This is a genomic window from Veronia pacifica, from assembly GCF_001707825.1.
Lineage (GTDB): Bacteria > Pseudomonadota > Gammaproteobacteria > Enterobacterales > Vibrionaceae > Veronia > Veronia pacifica.
On sequence record NZ_LYBM01000002.1, the window covers coordinates 177,018 to 193,420 of the forward strand.

At 47.5% G+C, this 16,403-nt stretch carries 18 protein-coding genes and 1 other annotated feature; of the genes, 3 read left to right on the forward strand and 15 right to left on the reverse strand.

The features are described 5' to 3' along the window. Positions 1–243 precede the first annotated feature (243 nt). The 3 genes from A8L45_RS02320 to A8L45_RS24385 are packed head-to-tail and all read right to left on the reverse strand — an operon-like array spanning position 244 to position 2,739. Positions 244–672 carry a hypothetical protein gene (locus A8L45_RS02320; protein WP_068898803.1) on the reverse strand — a complete coding sequence of 143 codons (429 nt, stop codon included), beginning with the start codon at positions 670–672 and terminating at the stop codon, positions 244–246. A gap of 13 nt (positions 673–685) precedes the next feature. Then, positions 686–2,194: a S8 family serine peptidase gene (locus A8L45_RS02325; protein ID WP_068898805.1), complete on the reverse strand. Its 1,509-nt coding sequence runs from the start codon at positions 2,192–2,194 to the stop codon at positions 686–688. Beyond that, positions 2,086–2,739, reverse strand: coding sequence for a hypothetical protein (locus A8L45_RS24385; RefSeq protein ID WP_068898807.1), 654 nt, complete (start codon positions 2,737–2,739; stop codon positions 2,086–2,088). The genes A8L45_RS02325 and A8L45_RS24385 overlap by 109 nt, the downstream gene beginning before the upstream one ends. Before the next feature lie 320 nt (positions 2,740–3,059). Here A8L45_RS24385 and A8L45_RS02335 point away from each other — a divergent pair, with 320 nt between their 5' ends. After that, entirely contained in the window at positions 3,060–3,947 is an 888-nt protein-coding gene (locus tag A8L45_RS02335) for an AraC family transcriptional regulator (protein WP_068898809.1), read from the forward strand. Positions 3,948–4,005: 58 nt separating this feature from the next. On the opposite strand, the gene hisIE is transcribed toward A8L45_RS02335, so the two are convergent. The 12 genes from hisIE to A8L45_RS25455 all read right to left on the reverse strand — a co-directional run bounded on the left by hisIE (position 4,006) and on the right by A8L45_RS25455 (position 13,831). Continuing rightward, a complete protein-coding gene (hisIE, locus tag A8L45_RS02340) occupies positions 4,006–4,638 on the reverse strand; it encodes a bifunctional phosphoribosyl-AMP cyclohydrolase/phosphoribosyl-ATP diphosphatase HisIE (RefSeq protein WP_068898811.1) in 633 nt (210 codons plus the stop codon). Then, positions 4,635–5,408: an imidazole glycerol phosphate synthase subunit HisF gene (gene hisF, locus A8L45_RS02345; protein ID WP_068898813.1), complete on the reverse strand. Its 774-nt coding sequence runs from the start codon at positions 5,406–5,408 to the stop codon at positions 4,635–4,637. Before hisF ends, hisIE begins: the two co-directional genes overlap by 4 nt. Beyond that, positions 5,390–6,127, reverse strand: a complete 738-nt coding sequence (hisA, locus tag A8L45_RS02350) for a 1-(5-phosphoribosyl)-5-[(5-phosphoribosylamino)methylideneamino]imidazole-4-carboxamide isomerase (RefSeq protein ID WP_068898815.1) — start codon at positions 6,125–6,127, stop codon at positions 5,390–5,392. Before hisA ends, hisF begins: the two co-directional genes overlap by 19 nt. 8 nt (positions 6,128–6,135) lie before the next feature. Then, entirely contained in the window at positions 6,136–6,735 is a 600-nt protein-coding gene (hisH, locus tag A8L45_RS02355; protein ID WP_068898817.1) for an imidazole glycerol phosphate synthase subunit HisH, read from the reverse strand. Between the two features lie 2 nt (positions 6,736–6,737). After that, positions 6,738–7,811 carry a bifunctional histidinol-phosphatase/imidazoleglycerol-phosphate dehydratase HisB gene (hisB, locus tag A8L45_RS02360; protein ID WP_139122286.1) on the reverse strand — a complete coding sequence of 358 codons (1,074 nt, stop codon included), beginning with the start codon at positions 7,809–7,811 and terminating at the stop codon, positions 6,738–6,740. 25 nt (positions 7,812–7,836) lie between these two features. Then, entirely contained in the window at positions 7,837–8,877 is a 1,041-nt protein-coding gene (hisC, locus tag A8L45_RS02365; RefSeq protein WP_175401888.1) for a histidinol-phosphate transaminase, read from the reverse strand. Positions 8,878–8,882: 5 nt separating this feature from the next. Continuing rightward, positions 8,883–10,196: a histidinol dehydrogenase gene (hisD, locus tag A8L45_RS02370; RefSeq protein ID WP_068898823.1), complete on the reverse strand. Its 1,314-nt coding sequence runs from the start codon at positions 10,194–10,196 to the stop codon at positions 8,883–8,885. A 6-nt stretch (positions 10,197–10,202) separates the two neighbouring features. Next, complete coding sequence (gene hisG, locus A8L45_RS02375; RefSeq protein WP_068898825.1) at positions 10,203–11,099, reverse strand: ATP phosphoribosyltransferase; 897 nt, start codon at positions 11,097–11,099, stop codon at positions 10,203–10,205. 18 nt (positions 11,100–11,117) lie between these two features. Beyond that, positions 11,118–11,252 (reverse strand) — a sequence feature (His leader region). A 286-nt stretch (positions 11,253–11,538) separates the two neighbouring features. After that, the gene (locus A8L45_RS02380; protein ID WP_068898826.1) at positions 11,539–11,739 is read right to left on the reverse strand and encodes a hypothetical protein; all 201 of its coding nucleotides are present in this window, start codon (positions 11,737–11,739) and stop codon (positions 11,539–11,541) included. Between the two features lie 128 nt (positions 11,740–11,867). Next, entirely contained in the window at positions 11,868–12,344 is a 477-nt protein-coding gene (locus A8L45_RS02385; RefSeq protein WP_083228155.1) for a YchJ family metal-binding protein, read from the reverse strand. 78 nt (positions 12,345–12,422) lie between these two features. Beyond that, the gene (locus A8L45_RS02390; protein ID WP_281181480.1) at positions 12,423–13,325 is read right to left on the reverse strand and encodes a glutamine synthetase family protein; all 903 of its coding nucleotides are present in this window, start codon (positions 13,323–13,325) and stop codon (positions 12,423–12,425) included. Further along, a complete protein-coding gene (locus A8L45_RS25455; RefSeq protein WP_281181479.1) occupies positions 13,229–13,831 on the reverse strand; it encodes a type I glutamate--ammonia ligase in 603 nt (200 codons plus the stop codon). Before A8L45_RS25455 ends, A8L45_RS02390 begins: the two co-directional genes overlap by 97 nt. A gap of 312 nt (positions 13,832–14,143) precedes the next feature. On the opposite strand from A8L45_RS25455, the gene A8L45_RS02395 reads away from it, so the two are divergent. Continuing rightward, entirely contained in the window at positions 14,144–14,992 is an 849-nt protein-coding gene (locus tag A8L45_RS02395; RefSeq protein WP_245680627.1) for a gamma-glutamyl-gamma-aminobutyrate hydrolase family protein, read from the forward strand. Continuing rightward, positions 14,967–16,313 carry a glutamine synthetase family protein gene (locus A8L45_RS02400; protein WP_068898828.1) on the forward strand — a complete coding sequence of 449 codons (1,347 nt, stop codon included), beginning with the start codon at positions 14,967–14,969 and terminating at the stop codon, positions 16,311–16,313. The genes A8L45_RS02395 and A8L45_RS02400 overlap by 26 nt, the downstream gene beginning before the upstream one ends. Positions 16,314–16,403 lie beyond the last annotated feature (90 nt).

Sequence of the window (16,403 nt, forward strand, 5' to 3'; positions counted from 1 at the left end):
AAATAGCAGATTTTTCCGAAGTCCATTGAGTTGATAACGCTTGTTGTCGCTCGAAAAAACACTCCGTATTTGTTGGAATTAGAATACAGTCAAGTGCGCTGAGATAACCTACTTTGCGATGTGTAGTGATTATTTTCTGTCAAAGGTCAAAAAGAGCGATGAATGGTTATATCGTTTTATTGAAAAATAAAAGGGGAGGCCGTTAGATGCCCCCCCTTTCTCTACTATTAATTACTCAACATGTTAATTGGGTATGTTGAGGTTAGCCTGAACTTCAATCTCTGCGTTTAATACTTCAGCCTGCTCTTCAAGCCAGGCTTTCTTAGATAACAGTTCAACGTTGGGCGGGTATTTCAGAAGCCAAAACCCCCCGCCAACACGCATAATCGATGCATCTGGATCAGAAAACGAGAGAGTGTCGTGATCGGCTGTCTTAATAATCACTGAACCTGTTAACTTCCCCTCAAGTGCAAGTGGTTCGTTAATGACTAATTGACCCGCAAAGAAACCGGGCTGTTGTCTCGATTGAATATTGTTATTCGGCTCTGCAGAACCACTACTTTTTACTTTGTATGAAAAGCCTTTACTAACAACGACATCTTGAGATGCAAAGGCAGACATACTGAGCCCTGAGAGGCAGACAGCTGCGGCCAGTACTTTTAATTTATTCATCTTTGTTACCCTATCAATGGCCGTAGATACGTAATTCAGCTTTCGCTAAAGACCCCAGAGAGTCATTATTCGGTAAAGTGAGAGTGGTTGTTGAGTTGTTACTTGCGTTCCACTCGCTTATTTTTACCTCTTCATTATTTGTGTCGATAGCTCTTATTCTCCATGTGCCCTGCGCTTTCTCATCAAGGAAAGCGTTGCTTAAAAATAGCAATGCTTCTAATGGAGCCTTGGTATCACTATTTGTCAATTCGCTTATATGTTTGAAATGGATATTTCTCGGTGTTGCCACGACTGAGCGAGTGCCACTCGGTGAGATGACTTCCAGAGCGAGGTCGTTGAGTCGCTGGTGGTCAAGCGTTACTCGGAGCTGAACTGCTTCAACGAGCATGTCCTCAGACACTTCTATCGTTCTCTCCAGACCATTAAAGTCCTCTGGAATATCCGCTGGTAAGCCCTCAGCTTCGATAAATGATGTTTCGGCTAAAGCAGGTAGTAATGAATAACCTCGCGTAGCCATCTGAACTGCTTTGGTGGCGTCTAGAAGGCCGTAGCCATACCAGTTGTGGAACGTGTTGCCTGCTGCATTGGTTACCCAGCCTGGCTCTGCCACATAAAATTGTCCATTTTGATAGAGAATGCCCGATTCGAAGTCCTGATCAATTTTCTTCGCTGTTTTTGCCATGATGTAACGCACATCACGCCATGTCAGGTCAGGGTTTGCTTCCATAACAAGTGCAGCAACGCCAGAGGCAACAGGAGCGGCTGAAGAAGTGCCGTTAAATTGAGAGGTATAACTACAATCGGTTCTTTCCTGAATGTCTTGGTTAAGTCCACCTGAATAATTGCCCTGATAGGATTTCGAATAGCCGCGGTCACAGCCCTGTACATCCGTTGTAATCATGGCTGGATTGTTGACACCATATTCGCCACCAAATGCTGCGAACATTACTGAAGATCCTGTTGTGGAGTAACTGGAACGCGGGTTATTCTCATCCGCACTGGTAGCAGACACTACGGTATTGTAAAAAGTAGCATTGAACGGATCTGCGTTAGACAATTGATGCGGAAGCTTACTTTCCCCCTCTGTTTGCTCTGCTCGAGAAAAATATTTTAATCCTAAACTGAGCTCATTGAATCCGTTACCTGCAGATTTAATCTGTAAAAACGGGTTTGGGTTATTTTTGTAGTAGTTTTCTGTATAAGCTAATTCTGCTGCAAAAAATGTTGAGGGGAGCAGAAGGGGTAAACCAAACCCATAGCTTTGGTTGATGACATCCGCATCTTTGGTCTCATTACCGCCGTGAGAAGCTATGAAGGCCTTGAAAGTTTGCGCGTTTAAGTAGTTAAAACCAGAGAGACCCGCATCGGGGGCGACACCGCGTCCACCAATTCCATTGAACCCCTTAGCTGCAATCAGTCCGGCGACAGAAGTACCATGGTCACCACTTGTACCTTCGGGAGACGGATCATTGTCATTGTTCGCGAGGTCTCTTGAGGCTCCGGGTACAATGTTGTCTGCCAAATCTTCTTGACGTAGCTCAGACCTGAATCTACCACCGCCACATGGATTGACTCTCCTGTCAGTCCTTGACGGTGCAGCTGACCGATATTTAAATCGAATCCAGCAGTTCCTCTGGATGCGGAAAAGGCGAATTGACCTTTGTTGTTTAAATGCCACTGTTCACTGTATAGAGGATCTGTGTCATCAGTGGCCTGATCATTTACCTGCTGCGTGAGGAAAGTATATTGTTTCGACTCTATCTTGCTATTTACGTTGGTACTGATAGTTATTTTCACAGGTTCTGCAAACGGCTTTGCGACGAGTGAGAAAGAACCATCTCTTTCTATATCAAAAGAAACGATGTCGTCTTCAGGACTATCGATTTTGTATTGAATAGAGGAATTGGCTGATTCGCCTGCGTCAACGTCTATCTTGCCAGTAATACTCGTCCCTTTAGTAACTAAAACTGTCCCACTGGGATTAACGTTGTTATTTCCGTCATCACTACCACCACAGGCAGTCAAAATAGAAACTGCCAGTAGAGTAGGAACAAAATTTGGTTTCATATTTTCAAGCTCTCATGTTTTTCACTTTTAGGGCTTTTTATCGGTATGAGTGAAACAGATAAATAATTCTGGGCATTATTTTAGAGTGAAAGCTCATTTTGTATTTCTTGTGTGGGGTGGATATCAAAGATGAAGAATTTGCATATAGATCTTCTGTGTAAATACAAAATTTAGAGTGGAATAAAATTAAGACTTTGAAAAATAATGATTTAAATAGGTGTATTTTTGTCTCTAATGCTGGACTTTAAACTAAAAAATCCGCAAACATTATCAATCGGCTCTGACATATCGTAACTGGGCAGTCACAACGAGAACGAAAAATGAAAAAGAACACAGAAGACAACTACCTAAAGCGGCTTTATCAGGTTATTGACTATATCTATAGCCATATTGATGAGAGTCTGGATGTAAACCGTTTGGCGGAAGTTGCCTGTATGTCGCCTTATCATTTTCATCGCATTTATCGCAGTGTTATTGGTGAGCCTGTGAATGCGACGGTTCGACGTTTGAGGCTGCATAAAAGTGCTGCCATGTTGTTACGCTCTGAGCATGCATTGCTCGATGTTGCGGTAGCCAGTGGCTACCGAAGCAGTGAAGCGTATAACCGCGCGTTTAAGAAAGAATTTGGTCAAACGCCGGGGCAGTTCAGAGTGCAGGGAGAAGAACAAAACATACCATCTGTTTTCTCCCAGCGAATGATGACGTCAGAAGAGAGTGATCACACTATGTACGATACTGAACTGGAAAATTTTGAGGGTCTCAAGCTGGTTGGTATTCGCCATCTGGGCGACTATATGAATATTGGTCAGGTATTTGAAAAACTCCTGATGTCTGCCGGACAATATCAATGGTTTCGTCAGGATACGCGGATGATAGGCATCTATTATGACGATCCCAGTTCAGTCCCGGTGGAAGACAGACGCTCAATGGCCTGCATGACACTGCCTAAGGGCGCTGAGATACCTGAGGGGCGTGGACTGGAGGTGTTGGATGTACCAGCCGGGAAGACAGTGAGTTTACTGTTTAAGGGAAGCTATGCCGAGTTAGAAAAGCCGTATAACTGGTTGTTTGGAGAGTGGTTACCGTCAAGTGGCCTGGAGATGGAAAACTTCCCAGCGTTTGAGGAATATCTCAACGACAGCCGTGTCACGCCACCGAGCGAATTAATGACGAGAATTCACTGTTTAGTCAAACCCGCAGTAGTTTAATTAACGTTGCGCTGATGGATATTGGTATGTAAATACTCCCCATCAGCGCATTATTTTATTACTTATGCCTTTCCTTCAGCTTCTCCGCCACATCAGCGAGCGAAAAGCCTTGGTCCAGCAATAAGACAGTCAGATGGTAGATCAGATCTGCTGACTCGTTGATCAGCTCCTCCTTGTCACCCGACGTCGCTGCGAGCGCAACTTCGACACCTTCCTCCCCCACTTTCTGCGAAATGCGTTTGGTGCCTTTGGCAAATAAGGACGCCGTATAAGATGAATCAGAATCGGATCCTCGACGGGATGCCAGCACTTGCTCAAGTCGGTGAAGGAACACCATGGATGGGTCGTCGAGGCTATCCTCGCCGAAGCAGGTGAGGTCACCAAGATGACAGGTGGGGCCGATCGGATTAGCCTGAACCAGCAAGGTATCTCTGTCACAGTCGAGTCGAATCTGCTTGAGTTCAAGTACATTGCCGGATGTTTCCCCTTTCGTCCACAGACGCTCTTTCGAGCGAGACCAGAAGGTTACCTGACCCGTTTTTTGGGTTTTTTCTAACGCTTCCTGATTCATGTAGCCCAGCATGAGAACCTGACCGCTGGCAACGTTCTGGACAATGGCTGGAACAAGGCCATTAATTTTTTCCCAGTCCACCTGTTCAGCCAGTGCTGTTTGTGTGTTTTCTTGGCTCATAGGCGGATCTCCACATTCTGTTGTTTGAGGTAGTGTTTCAGCTCACCGATATTAATGATTTGTTTGTGAAAAACAGACGCTGCGAGGGCTCCATCGACATTAGCGATATTGAAAGCGTCGGCAAAATGCGGCATTTCACCTGCGCCGCCGGAGGCAATCAGCGGCACCTTACAGACAGGACGTACCATGTTGAGTTGCTCAAGATCGTAGCCTTGGCGAACACCATCCTGATTCATCATGTTCAGGACGATTTCACCAGCACCACGACGCTGTACCTCTTGAACCCAGTCTCGGGTTTCCCATTCGGTAACCTGAGTGCGGGATTCATCGCCAGTGAATTGATAAACCTGATACTTCCCTGTTTCTTTGTCGTAATAGGAGTCGATGCCCACCACAATACATTGAACACCGAATTTCTCAGCCAGCTCGGTGATCAGATCCGGGTTTGCCAATGCAGGTGAATTAATTGAGATCTTATCTGCGCCAAACTCCAGAATTCTGCGGGTATCTTCTGCCGTTTTGATGCCGCCAGCGACACAGAACGGGATATCAATGACTTCTGCAACTCTTGCTACCCAGCTTTTATCTACGACACGGCCATCGCTTGAGGCAGTGATATCATAGAACACCAACTCATCAGCGCCTTCTTCTGCATAGCGTTTTGCCAGTGGAACAATATCGCCAATAATTTCATGGTTACGAAATTGCACCCCTTTCACCACCTGGCCGTCACGGACATCAAGGCAGGGAATTATCCGTTTTGCCAGCATGCGAACGCCTCCTCAGCAGTGAATTTTCCATCAAGTAACGCGCGGCCAACAATAACGCCAGAAACACCTGTTCCTTTCAGTGCTTCAATATCTGCCAGTGAACCGATGCCGCCTGATGATTGAAACTGTACGTCGGGATAGGCGCGACAAATATCGCGGTAAAGGTCAACATTCGATCCCGCAAGGGTGCCGTCTCGTGATATGTCAGTACAGAGGACATGCTTCAAACCGACTGAACTGAAATCTTCAACCATGGCTTCGAGTGTCAGTGATGACGTTTCCTGCCAGCCAGAAACAGCAACCAGTCGCTCACCGTCTTCGTTGATGTTGATGTCCAGTGCCAGCACGATATGTTCTGGCCCATATTTCTCCATCCAGCGTTTTACCTGTGATGGTTCTTTCACCGATGTGGATCCGATAACAACGCGTTTGGCACCTGCCCGCAATAACTCGACCACGTCTGATTCTTTTCGGACACCACCTCCAATCTGGATCTTGGCTGGTGTGCTGTCGATAAGCCGGGTGATGATATCTATTTGACGCGCAGATGTGTCTTTAGCACCAGTCAGGTCAACAAGGTGCAACCAGTCTGCGCCCGCCTGATGATAAAGGTTGAATTGATCAGCAGGATCAACCTTGTATTCGGTTTTCTGGCCATAGTCACCTTGATAGAGCCGAACGACCTGACCATCAATTAAATCTAATGCGGGGATAATCATCCTTGCTCCTACATCTCGAGAAAGTTTTTAATCAGTTTGGCTCCAGCTTTACCGGAACGCTCCGGATGAAACTGGACACCAAAGTAGTTTCCGCTTCGCACTGCTGCGCTGAATGGCTGCCCGTAGTCGCATTGACCTATGGTGTAATCGCCAACTGGCATGGCATAGCTGTGAACGAAATAAAAGTAACTGTTCTCAGGTAAGTCTTTGAACAGTGGATCGTCCTCTTTAGCTGAAACTGTATTCCAGCCCATATGGGGTAGGGGCTGCGCACCTGTTTCCATCAATCTGGTATCTGCGTCGACATGGTTAAGGCAAGCCACAGCTTCTTTGCCTTCCTGTGACGTTTTACCAACAGCTGCATACCTACGACAGATACCAAGCAGTGGCTTTTCGACTTTATTGACCAGCTCAATCAGATCTCTGTCGCGCAGGTTTTTCATTGCTTCACCTGCGGTGCCGACGCCGGGCAGAAACAATTTATCCGCCTGCAGTACTTTCTCTGGTTCACTGGTGACAGTAACGGTGTAGCCAAGACGCTCGGCGGCAAAGCGGACAGAGCTGACGTTGGCACAGCCGGTATCAATGATGACAATGTTATCACTCATACTTACAGCACCCCTTTGCTACTTGGCAGCTCATTACCCTCAACACGTATAGCCTGACGCAGGGTACGACCAAATGCTTTGAACAGGCTTTCGACAATATGGTGCGTATTTTCGCCGCTTGAAGACAGGTGTAAGGTACAGGCCAGCGTATCCGTCAATGAGCGGAAAAAATGCTCTACCATCTCCGTCGACAGGTCGCCTACTTTTTCTTGTGTGAAAACTGCCTCGAATTTGAGGTAGGGGCGGCCAGATAAATCGAGCGCGCACTGTGCAAGGCATTCATCCATTGGCAGGCTGAAGCCAAAGCGGCCAATGCCTCGCTTATTGCCCAAAGCCTCTTTCAGCGCTTGTCCCAGCGCCAGAGCGGTATCTTCTATTGTGTGGTGATCATCAATATGCAGATCGCCATCCACCTCGACGTTCATCCGGAAACCGCCATGAGTGGCGATCTGATCCAGCATGTGGTCAAAAAAGCCGAGACCAGTGCGAATCGTATTACCACCACTCTCATCAAGATTTAGAGCGATGTTGATATCGGTTTCTTTTGTCGTCCGTGTGACACTGGCTGTTCGGGGCTGGGTGGTCAGCAATTTCACAATGGTTTGCCAGTCCATTGTATCCGGGTGGTATTGAATACCTCTGATCGCCATATTTTCAGCCAGTTGAAGGTCGGTCTCACGATCGCCAATGACAACTGAGGTCTGAAAATCAACCCGACCTTTTTGAAGGTAGTCTTTGACTAACCCAAGGCTTGGTTTGCGGCAGCCACAGCCATCATCGTCAAAGTGCGGGCAAATCAATACATCATCAAATCGGACACCTTGAGAGGAGAAGATCTCCATCATCATATTGTGCGGTGCATCAAAATCAGCCTGCGGGTAGCTGTCAGTGCCCAGTCCGTCCTGATTGGTGACCATTACCAGTTTATAACCAGCGTCCTGCAAAGATAGCAGGGCCGGAATGACAAAGGGCTCCAGCTTCAGTTTGTCGAGTCTATCGACCTGAAAATCAACCGGAGGCTCAACAATTAAGGTGCCATCGCGGTCAATAAAGAGAATTTTTTCTTTCACACACACATCCTTTCGGTGTCAGTTATTATTGTTATGCCAGTTGCTGTCGAATAAACGCCAGCGTCTTCTCACATTCTTCCCGGTTACCAACACTTAACCGAATACAATTTTCTATTGGCGAGCGCCGCAGAATAATGCCGTTGTCCCATAGTGCAGAAAACAGTGCGTCTGCATCAGGAAAGCGCGTCAACAAAAAATTGCCGTAGCCGTCAAACACCTCGACACCGGGTAACATCGACAAGCCAGCCTGAAGATAGGCACGGTTAGCACTGAGATCGAGGGTCTGAAATTTCATCCTGGCAAGGCCAGCAGCAGACAGTGCCTGACAGGCAATTTCTTCTACTGGGACCGGCACAGGGTAAGGCGGTATCACTTTCAGCATCAGGTCAATAATGGTCGGATTTGCCAAGGTAAACCCGCAGCGAAGCCCGGCCAATGCGAACGCTTTTGACAACGTCCGTAAGATGGCAAGGTTAGGGTACCGTGCCAGCAAATCTGTGCTTGTCGCCTCAAGGTGGAAATCGATGTAGGCTTCGTCGAGCACCACAATCGCCTTGTCTTTCGTCATCTCCAGCAGGCGCTCGATATCCCGACGCTCAATCAAGTTGCCAGTGGGATTGTTAGGATTACAGACAAAAACCAGTTTTACCGTGTCGAGCGACTGTTCGATAGCAGGTAAGTCGAGTTGCCAGTCATCCCGAAGCGGGACAATTTTTCTGTTCACGCCGCAGGTTTCTGCGCTCACACCGTACATGCCGTAAGTTGGTGGGCAGAAAAGAATACTGTCCTGTCCCGGCTCACAAAAGGTACGGATCAGCAATTCGATGCCTTCATCGGCACCGCGGGATGTCAGTACCTGCTCTGATTGCAGTCCCGCGTAAGACGCGTATGCGTCAATCAGTGCCTGAGGCTGACAGGTGCTGTATCGATTTAAACGATTTCCGCTGACTGTGTAATCATTATCAAACGGTGACTCGTTAGCGTTTAGCCATACATCGCCACTGCCGCCCAAGCGGCGTGCGGATAAGTATGGGGTCAGTTGCCGGACGTTTTCACGGGCTAAAGCTTCAATGTTCATTAGCCTTCCTCTTTTCTTTTTCTTTCAGCTTCAAGAGCCTTAACCCTTATCGTGACAGCATTTCTATGGGCATCCAGCCCTTCGGCATTGGCCATTGCTTCGACCGTCGGCGCCAGTGATTCCAACCCTTTAGGTGTCAGCTTTTGTACCGTCATACGCTTACTGAAATCCGCGAGCCCAAGGCTTGAATAGGTGCGGGTGTAACCATACGTCGGTAGAACGTGATTGGTTCCTGAAGCGTAATCGCCAACAGATTCAGGCGACCAGGCTCCGAGGAAAATAGAGCCGGCATTATCCAGCAGAGGCAAGAGTTCACTTGGGAAATCTGTCTGCACGATAAGGTGCTCAGGTCCGTAACGATTAGAAATTTCTACGCACTCTTCAAGGTCTTCAGCAATGATGATCACACTGGATCCAAGTGCCTGTCTGGCGATGTCGGCTCGGCTCAGGTGATTGAGTTGCTCTGCAACAGCGGCTGACACTTTTTCAGCCATTGCCATACAGGGGGTCAATAAGACCACTTGAGAATCGGGGCCATGTTCTGCCTGACTGAGCAGATCCGCAGCAACAAACTCTGGATTGGCATGGGTATCGGCGATAACCAATACCTCTGAGGGGCCCGCTGGCATGTCGATAGCAGCCCCTTTATGGTCATTGCTGACCTGCTGTTTGGCCTCAGTCACATAGGCATTGCCCGGACCAAAGATTTTATCAACTTTCGATACTGTCTCGGTTCCGTAAGCCATTGCAGCAACAGCTTGTGCGCCACCCACGTTATAAACTTCAGTGATGCCACAGAGCCTTGCAACGTATAAGATTTCGTCGGCGATGGGTGGGGGTGAACAGAGAACCACTTTTCGACAACCTGCGATTTGAGAAGGCACGGCGAGCATGAGCACGGTCGATGGCAGAGGAGCACTACCGCCGGGAATATACAAGCCGACTCTCTCAATGGGACGTGTCAGCAATTCACAGTAAACACCCGGCATAGTCTCTACTTTGACTGGCGATGGTTTCTGCGCTCGGTGAAAGCAGGCGATGTTATTATAAGCCTGTTGAAGTGCTTTCTTAATTTCAGGTCCAAGACGAGTCACGGCCTGATCAATTTCTTCTTCTTTTACCGCAATAGATGTCAGCGGCACGTTATCAAATTTCAGGGTCAACGCTTTGATGGCCTCATCGGCCTCGGTTCGAACCTGTCTGATCACTTCGCTAACTGCGTCACTGATCGCCTGACTGTCACTAACCGCAGGGCGCTCAAGGATGGCCTCCTGCTGATTTTCACTGAGTGTTTCCCACACCACCGTCTTCATCGTGCATTACTCCATCATTTTTTCAATCGGCAGCACCAGAATTGAGCTGGCACCCAGCGCTTTTAACTGTTCCATCGTTTCCCAGAACAGGTTTTCGCTACTAACAAGATGGACAGCAACCCGCTGTTTATCGTGGGCAAGTGGCAGAATAGTAGGGTCCTCAGCGCCGGGGAGTAAGGCCACAACCTTCTCAAGCGTATCACTGGGGGCGTGCAGCATGATGTATTTGGACTCTTTGGCCTGAATAACACCCTGAATACGGGTAAGAAGACGCTGAATCAGCTCAACTTTGTCCTGAGCAAATTCGCCTTTCCGTTGAATCAACACAGCTTTGGAGCGGAAGATGATTTCGGCTTCTTTCAGACCGTTAGCTTCAAGTGTTGCGCCTGTCGATACAAGATCGCAGATGGCATCGGCAAGTCCTGCACGCGGGGCAACTTCGACTGAGCCGTTGAGCATACAGGTACTAAAGCTGACGCCTTTTTTATCAAGATAATCTTTCAGGATGTTCGGGTATGAGGTGGCAATTCGTTTGCCGTTTAGGTCTTCAGGTCCGTTGTAAGTGTTGTCCTTATCTATCGCAACCGAGAGACGGCAGCCACCAAAGTCGAGGCGTCGAAGTAGGTCGTATTCAGCAGGCTTGGCCATTGCGATGCGCTCAAGGCGAACTTCTTCCAGCTCGTTTTCGCCAATAACGCCAAGGTCGACCACACCATCCATAATCAAGCCCGGAATGTCATCATCTCTCACCAGTAACAAATCGATTGGCATATTTTCAGCGTGGACGACCAAGCGTTCTCCGCTGAAGCTGATTTTTACTCCGCAGCGTTTTAATAATTCCTGGCATTCCTTAGCCAAGCGTCCTTTTTTTTGTATTGCTATGCGCAATCTTTCTGTTTGCATTGTCTATTCCCTGTCCTAAAACGAAAAACCCCCGGAATCTCTTCCAGGGGTCTCAAATTCTTTTTTGTAATGACCGATGGAAGCACTGCCTTCTTTGCCTTCCAGTCGAAACCACTCCTCCCGAAAGACTAATCAGGATGATGATGGTGATGAAGGGTCATTAGCTGTGTTTCCATAATAATAATGCGCTATTCACTTTACTTACGAATTGTTATTCACACTAACAAACTTCTTAGATAATGCAATAACTTATTTTTGCGGCGACAGTATTTTCTGTCAGTAAGGCTTCTTTTTTCACAACAGAACATAAGTAAAATTCTAAACGTTTATAGCAACTTAAATGATGGAAAATGGAAGGGGAAGTGGATTTATCTTCTGATTATTCTTTCAAAGCTAGAAGAATTTTTATCGAAGATGAGACAGAAAAGGAGAGCAAGCATTAGACATAAATATCGAGCTTACCGGAGTCGGCTGCAACAGAGCAGGTGTCTTCATCTTGATGTTTAGTCATTTCATCTTGAAAAGACTCAATGCTGCCATTTTTTTGTTGTTTTTTCGATTGCTCATCCTCTTTCCGACCATCGCGGACGACCGGATTTAGATGAGCATAAGTAGCTGATAATAAATTAGATAGCACCATAACTTTTTCGCCAGCGAATATATCTACTCTTACCTAGCATATCGGCATGGATGACTATTTCTTTATTTTCGGTGCTTTTCGGGTCTGCTGTATTGTTGCTTAAGCAGGTTCACCCAGTCTCTGATGCCTCAGCCGCAACATTTTTTGAATTTTTTGCCGCTTCCACATGGGCAAGGATCGTTTCTACCCGCTTTGATAGTACCGGGAAATACACCGTCGATATAAAACCAGAGCGGTTTGTTATTGACATTTTCAAGCAGAAAACGAGATTTTTCATGCAGGCAGAACTGTTGCCCCTGATCAGAATAGTGGGCTTTAAATTCAACATATCCCTGTTTGCCACTTTCATCGATACTGCTATTGATAACCTGCAAGCCAAGCCAGTCACTTTTTATTGAGTCTTCAATCCCCTGACGATGCTGCTCTGCCTGACAGCTGGGATGATAAGTACTCACGACAAAGTCGACTAAACCAAGTTCATGTGCTGCGTAGCGTGCTCGCATCAGTTTTTCCGGGTGATCAACGCTGGCATGATCTTGGTGGGCGGGCTGGCAGCATGCATCGTACTGACGTTTGCTGCCACATGGACAGGTTTGCTCTGTCATGGTCTTTCCTGAAACAGTGATAAAAACAAGCCGCTATTCTGGGGAGCGTACTGAGTACTGTCAAGGCAGACTCCCCGCTCAAAATGTGTGTAAGTACCAGTCGTATTCTAACTGGGTAATGTGCTGTTCAAATTCCTGTAGTTCTTTTTCCTTACAGGTTATGAAAACATCGATGAAGTCGTGACCAAGATACTGACGAATGGGTGCAGATGCTTTTAATAAACGCAGTGCATCCCGCAGGTTTGTGGGTAGATTTGGCTCTGTCTTGTCGTAGGCGTTGCCAGTGATGGGTTCAGGAGGAGCCAGACGATTGTCAATGCCATAGAGGATTGAGGACAATAACGCAGCCATCATCAGATAGGGATTCGCGTCAGCGCCAGCGACACGGTGTTCAATCCGGGTCGCTTCTTTTGGACCTGCGGGAACTCTCAATGCCGTCGTTCGGTTTTCGATTCCCCATGAGGTGGCACATGGTACATAGAATTCAGGACTGAAACGTCGGTAAGCGTTGACGTTGGGACACAGAATTGCCATGTAATCCTGCATCAATGTCAGTAGACCGCCGACAGCATGGCCCAGTGTCTCTGTGGGTTTGTTGCCCTCTGTTGGGGCAAAAATATTTCGGCCCTCATCATCAAGAACACTGATGTGAAGATGCATACCATTCCCTGCCTGATCGGGGTAAGGCTTTGCCATAAAAGTAGTTTCAAGGTCGTGTTGGTGAGCCACATTCTTGATCACCCTTTTAAGTAATACAGCATGGTCGCAGCTCGCCATTGCATCAGGGGTATGTTTGAGATTTATCTCAAACTGTCCGGGTGCAGACTCTGCCACTATGGTATCCGCGGGGATATTCTGTTGTCTGGCCGCGTCAATGATATCGTTCAGTAGCTCGGCATGTTCATCAAGGTCATCAAGGGAGTAAACCTGAGTGGCCTCCGGCCTTTTACCCGTAAGCTGCGAAACGGTGGGTGCGGCAATCCCTCGCTGTCTCCTTGTTCAAGAAGATAAAATTCCAGCTCGAAAGCAGATACTGGAGTAAGCCCACGTTCTTTGAACTGTCGTAAGACTCGCTGCAATACCATGCGAGGGTCTGCAAACATGGGTGTCTGGCTGTTTTCATACATGCTCATCAACAGTTGAGCGATCGGCCTCTTTTGCCATGGCTGCATACTGAGGCTGCCGGGGACCGGATAGCAACTCGCGTCAGACTCACCAATTTCAAGCCCGAGTCCGGTCTCTTCAACAGGTAAGCCCTTAATTGTCATACCGTAAATGGATATGGGTAATGATACCCCTTTGCTGTATACCTTTTCTAAACTGTCTCTCTCTACACGCTTACCGCGAACAATTCCATTCATGTCGGTCAACAACAGGTCAACGAACTGGATGTCTGGATGATGTTCAAGGAACTCTATTGCTTCTTTGCGTTGAGCCAAATTAACGTCGGAAGGAGAAAACAGTTCCCTGTCACTGTGATAACGCATGATTCACCGCCGTGTGTAAATTATATTAATCACATAAACTGCATGATTAAGTGAATATCAAACATCCTTTCTTGTCAATTTATCGCCTCAACACTGATGATGCATAGCACTAATTACCAACATAATATGAATATTTAGTGATATATGTGTATTAATCAAGAGAAAGTGAAATGATGTTCAATAGGGGGTTTTGGGGGTTATTGCGTCATTTATTTTTTACGTGTAGTGTGTGAAAAAATGAACACTAAATGCGATCTAGATCCAATATCAAAAGTGCCACAGCAATGATATGAGGTGACAATGGCGCCATGCGTGACTGCGAATAACAACATTGAACAGCAATGGACTGGCAAGCCCGGCGATGCGTTAACGTCTCGGGACAGGGATATTCCGCTGGTTGGTGTGGTTGCCTGCAATAAAAAGATGGGGTTACACAACTTTCATATTGCAGGTGAAAAGTACTTGCGCGCTGTCACTGAGGGAGCGGGCTGTTTACCACTAGTTTTACCCTCTTTCTCTGATCCTGAGATCTTGGCTGCATGTGTTCGAAATCTCGACGGGCTCTTATTCACCGGCTCGCCCTCCAACATTGAACCTCATCATTACAGTCGCTTGCCAAGTGCGACTCCCGAGGATCATGACGCGAAACGCGATGCGTTTGCACTGCCATTAATCAGGCTGGCCTTGGAAGCGAATATACCTTTACTGGCGATCTGCCGTGGCTTTCAGGAAATGAACGTTGCGTTGGGTGGTTCTTTGCATCAACAGCTTCATCAGACCGGACGTTTCATCGAACACAGAGAAAACAAACAATCTGATGTGAACATTCAATATGGTCTCTCGCATTCCGTGGCTATCGAGCCGGGGGGTATTCTCGAACAGGCTTGTGGGTCTGAGGTGCGTGAAGTCAACTCTGTACATGCACAGGGTATTGACCGTTTGGGTAAACATTTGAGAGTGGAAGCCCGGGCACCCGATGGACTCATTGAAGCGATTTCTGTCGATAGTGAGGGGTTTGCTCTGGGTGTTCAGTGGCATCCTGAATGGAAAGTCACAAACAATCCCTTCTATTCAGCTATCTTCAAGTTATTCGGGGATGCATGTTGGCATCGAATTTCGATGCGTGAGAGGGATTATGAACAAACTGAAAAAATGGCTTAAAGATAACAAGATCACGGAAGTCGAATGTGTAGTCAGTGACCTGTCAGGTATTGCCCGGGGAAAAATTGCCCCTGTCGATAAGTTTATCAGTGAAGGTGAAATGCGATTGCCTGAAAGCGTGCTGTTACAGACCGTTACTGGCGACTATGTCGATGATGATATTTATTACTCCTTGCTTGATGAAGCGGATATCGACTTCATTTGTAAGCCTGATGAAGATGCCGTGTATCTGTTGCCATGGACCATTGAGGAAACTGCGCAAATCATTCACGACAGTTACGACAAGATGGGTAACCCCATCGAGCTGGCTCCGCGTAACGTGCTGAAAAAGATTCTGAAGCTTTACGCAGACAAGGGCTGGCAACCTGTCGTTGCCCCTGAGATGGAGTTTTATCTCACCGCGCGCAGCGACGATCCGGACTTGCCTTTGCAGGCACCGATTGGGCGTTCCGGGCTCAAGGAAACGGGGCGACAATCCTTCTCAATTGATGCGGCGAATGAATTTGATCCTCTGTTTGAAGATATGTACGACTGGTGCGAAGCGCAGGGGTTATCTATCGATACCCTGATACACGAAGAGGGAATGGCGCAGATGGAAATCAATTTCCGTCACGGTGACCCTTTGCAGCTTGCGGACCAGATCTTTGTGTTCAAACGCACGTTGAGAGAAGCGGCATTAAAACATCAGGTTGTGGCGACATTTATGGCCAAACCTATTACCAATGAACCGGGTAGTGCGATGCACCTTCACCAGAGCGTGATTGATACGGAAACACAAAAGAACATTTTCACGAATGAAGACGGCACCATGTCGTCGCTCTTTCTCAGTCACATTGCTGGGTTACAGACGTATGTGCCAGAAATGCTGCCGATGTTTGCGCCGAATGTGAATTCCTTCCGTCGTTTCTTACCTGACACCTCTGCGCCAGTCAACATGGAGTGGGGCGAGGATAACCGCACCTGCGGCTTACGCGTTCCCAACTGTACCCCTCAAAGCCGTCGGGTGGAAAACCGCCTGCCCGGTGCAGACGCCAACTGTTATCTGGCCATTGCGGCTAGTTTGTTGTGTGGTTACATCGGCATGGTAGAAGAACTCAAACCTTCACCGCCAGTTCAGGGGAGAGGGTACGAATTACGCAGTCCCATGCTGCCATATACGCTGGAGTCTGCGTTGGAACGAATGGAGAGTTGCGAACAGGTCTCACAATATCTGGGAGAGTCTTTTGCTAAAGGTTTTATCGCGGTGAAACGTGCGGAACAAGAAAATTTCAAACGTGTGATCAGCTCATGGGAGCGAGAGTTCCTGCTGCTCACAGTGTGATGGACGAATGCGGTGTTGGTTACAGAAGCACTGCGAAAGATGACACCACGGAGTTTGGCGTCATAGGACCGGGTTAGCCGGGACGATTTG

Coding starts and splice junctions, on each gene's coding strand:
- hisIE (WP_068898811.1), bottom strand. CDS start 4,638: ATGAGCCAAGAAAACACACAAACAGCACTGGCTGAACAGGTGGACTGG.
- A8L45_RS02380 (WP_068898826.1), bottom strand. CDS start 11,739: ATGGTGCTATCTAATTTATTATCAGCTACTTATGCTCATCTAAATCCG.
- hisD (WP_068898823.1), bottom strand. CDS start 10,196: ATGAAGACGGTGGTGTGGGAAACACTCAGTGAAAATCAGCAGGAGGCC.
- hisA (WP_068898815.1), bottom strand. CDS start 6,127: ATGATTATCCCCGCATTAGATTTAATTGATGGTCAGGTCGTTCGGCTC.
- hisH (WP_068898817.1), bottom strand. CDS start 6,735: ATGAGTGATAACATTGTCATCATTGATACCGGCTGTGCCAACGTCAGC.
- A8L45_RS25455 (WP_281181479.1), bottom strand. CDS start 13,831: ATGCGTTATCACAGTGACAGGGAACTGTTTTCTCCTTCCGACGTTAAT.
- A8L45_RS02400 (WP_068898828.1), top strand. CDS start 14,967: ATGAACAAACTGAAAAAATGGCTTAAAGATAACAAGATCACGGAAGTC.
- A8L45_RS02320 (WP_068898803.1), bottom strand. CDS start 672: ATGAATAAATTAAAAGTACTGGCCGCAGCTGTCTGCCTCTCAGGGCTC.
- A8L45_RS02335 (WP_068898809.1), top strand. CDS start 3,060: ATGAAAAAGAACACAGAAGACAACTACCTAAAGCGGCTTTATCAGGTT.
- hisF (WP_068898813.1), bottom strand. CDS start 5,408: ATGCTGGCAAAACGGATAATTCCCTGCCTTGATGTCCGTGACGGCCAG.
- A8L45_RS24385 (WP_068898807.1), bottom strand. CDS start 2,739: ATGAAACCAAATTTTGTTCCTACTCTACTGGCAGTTTCTATTTTGACT.
- hisG (WP_068898825.1), bottom strand. CDS start 11,099: ATGCAAACAGAAAGATTGCGCATAGCAATACAAAAAAAAGGACGCTTG.
- A8L45_RS02385 (WP_083228155.1), bottom strand. CDS start 12,344: ATGACAGAGCAAACCTGTCCATGTGGCAGCAAACGTCAGTACGATGCA.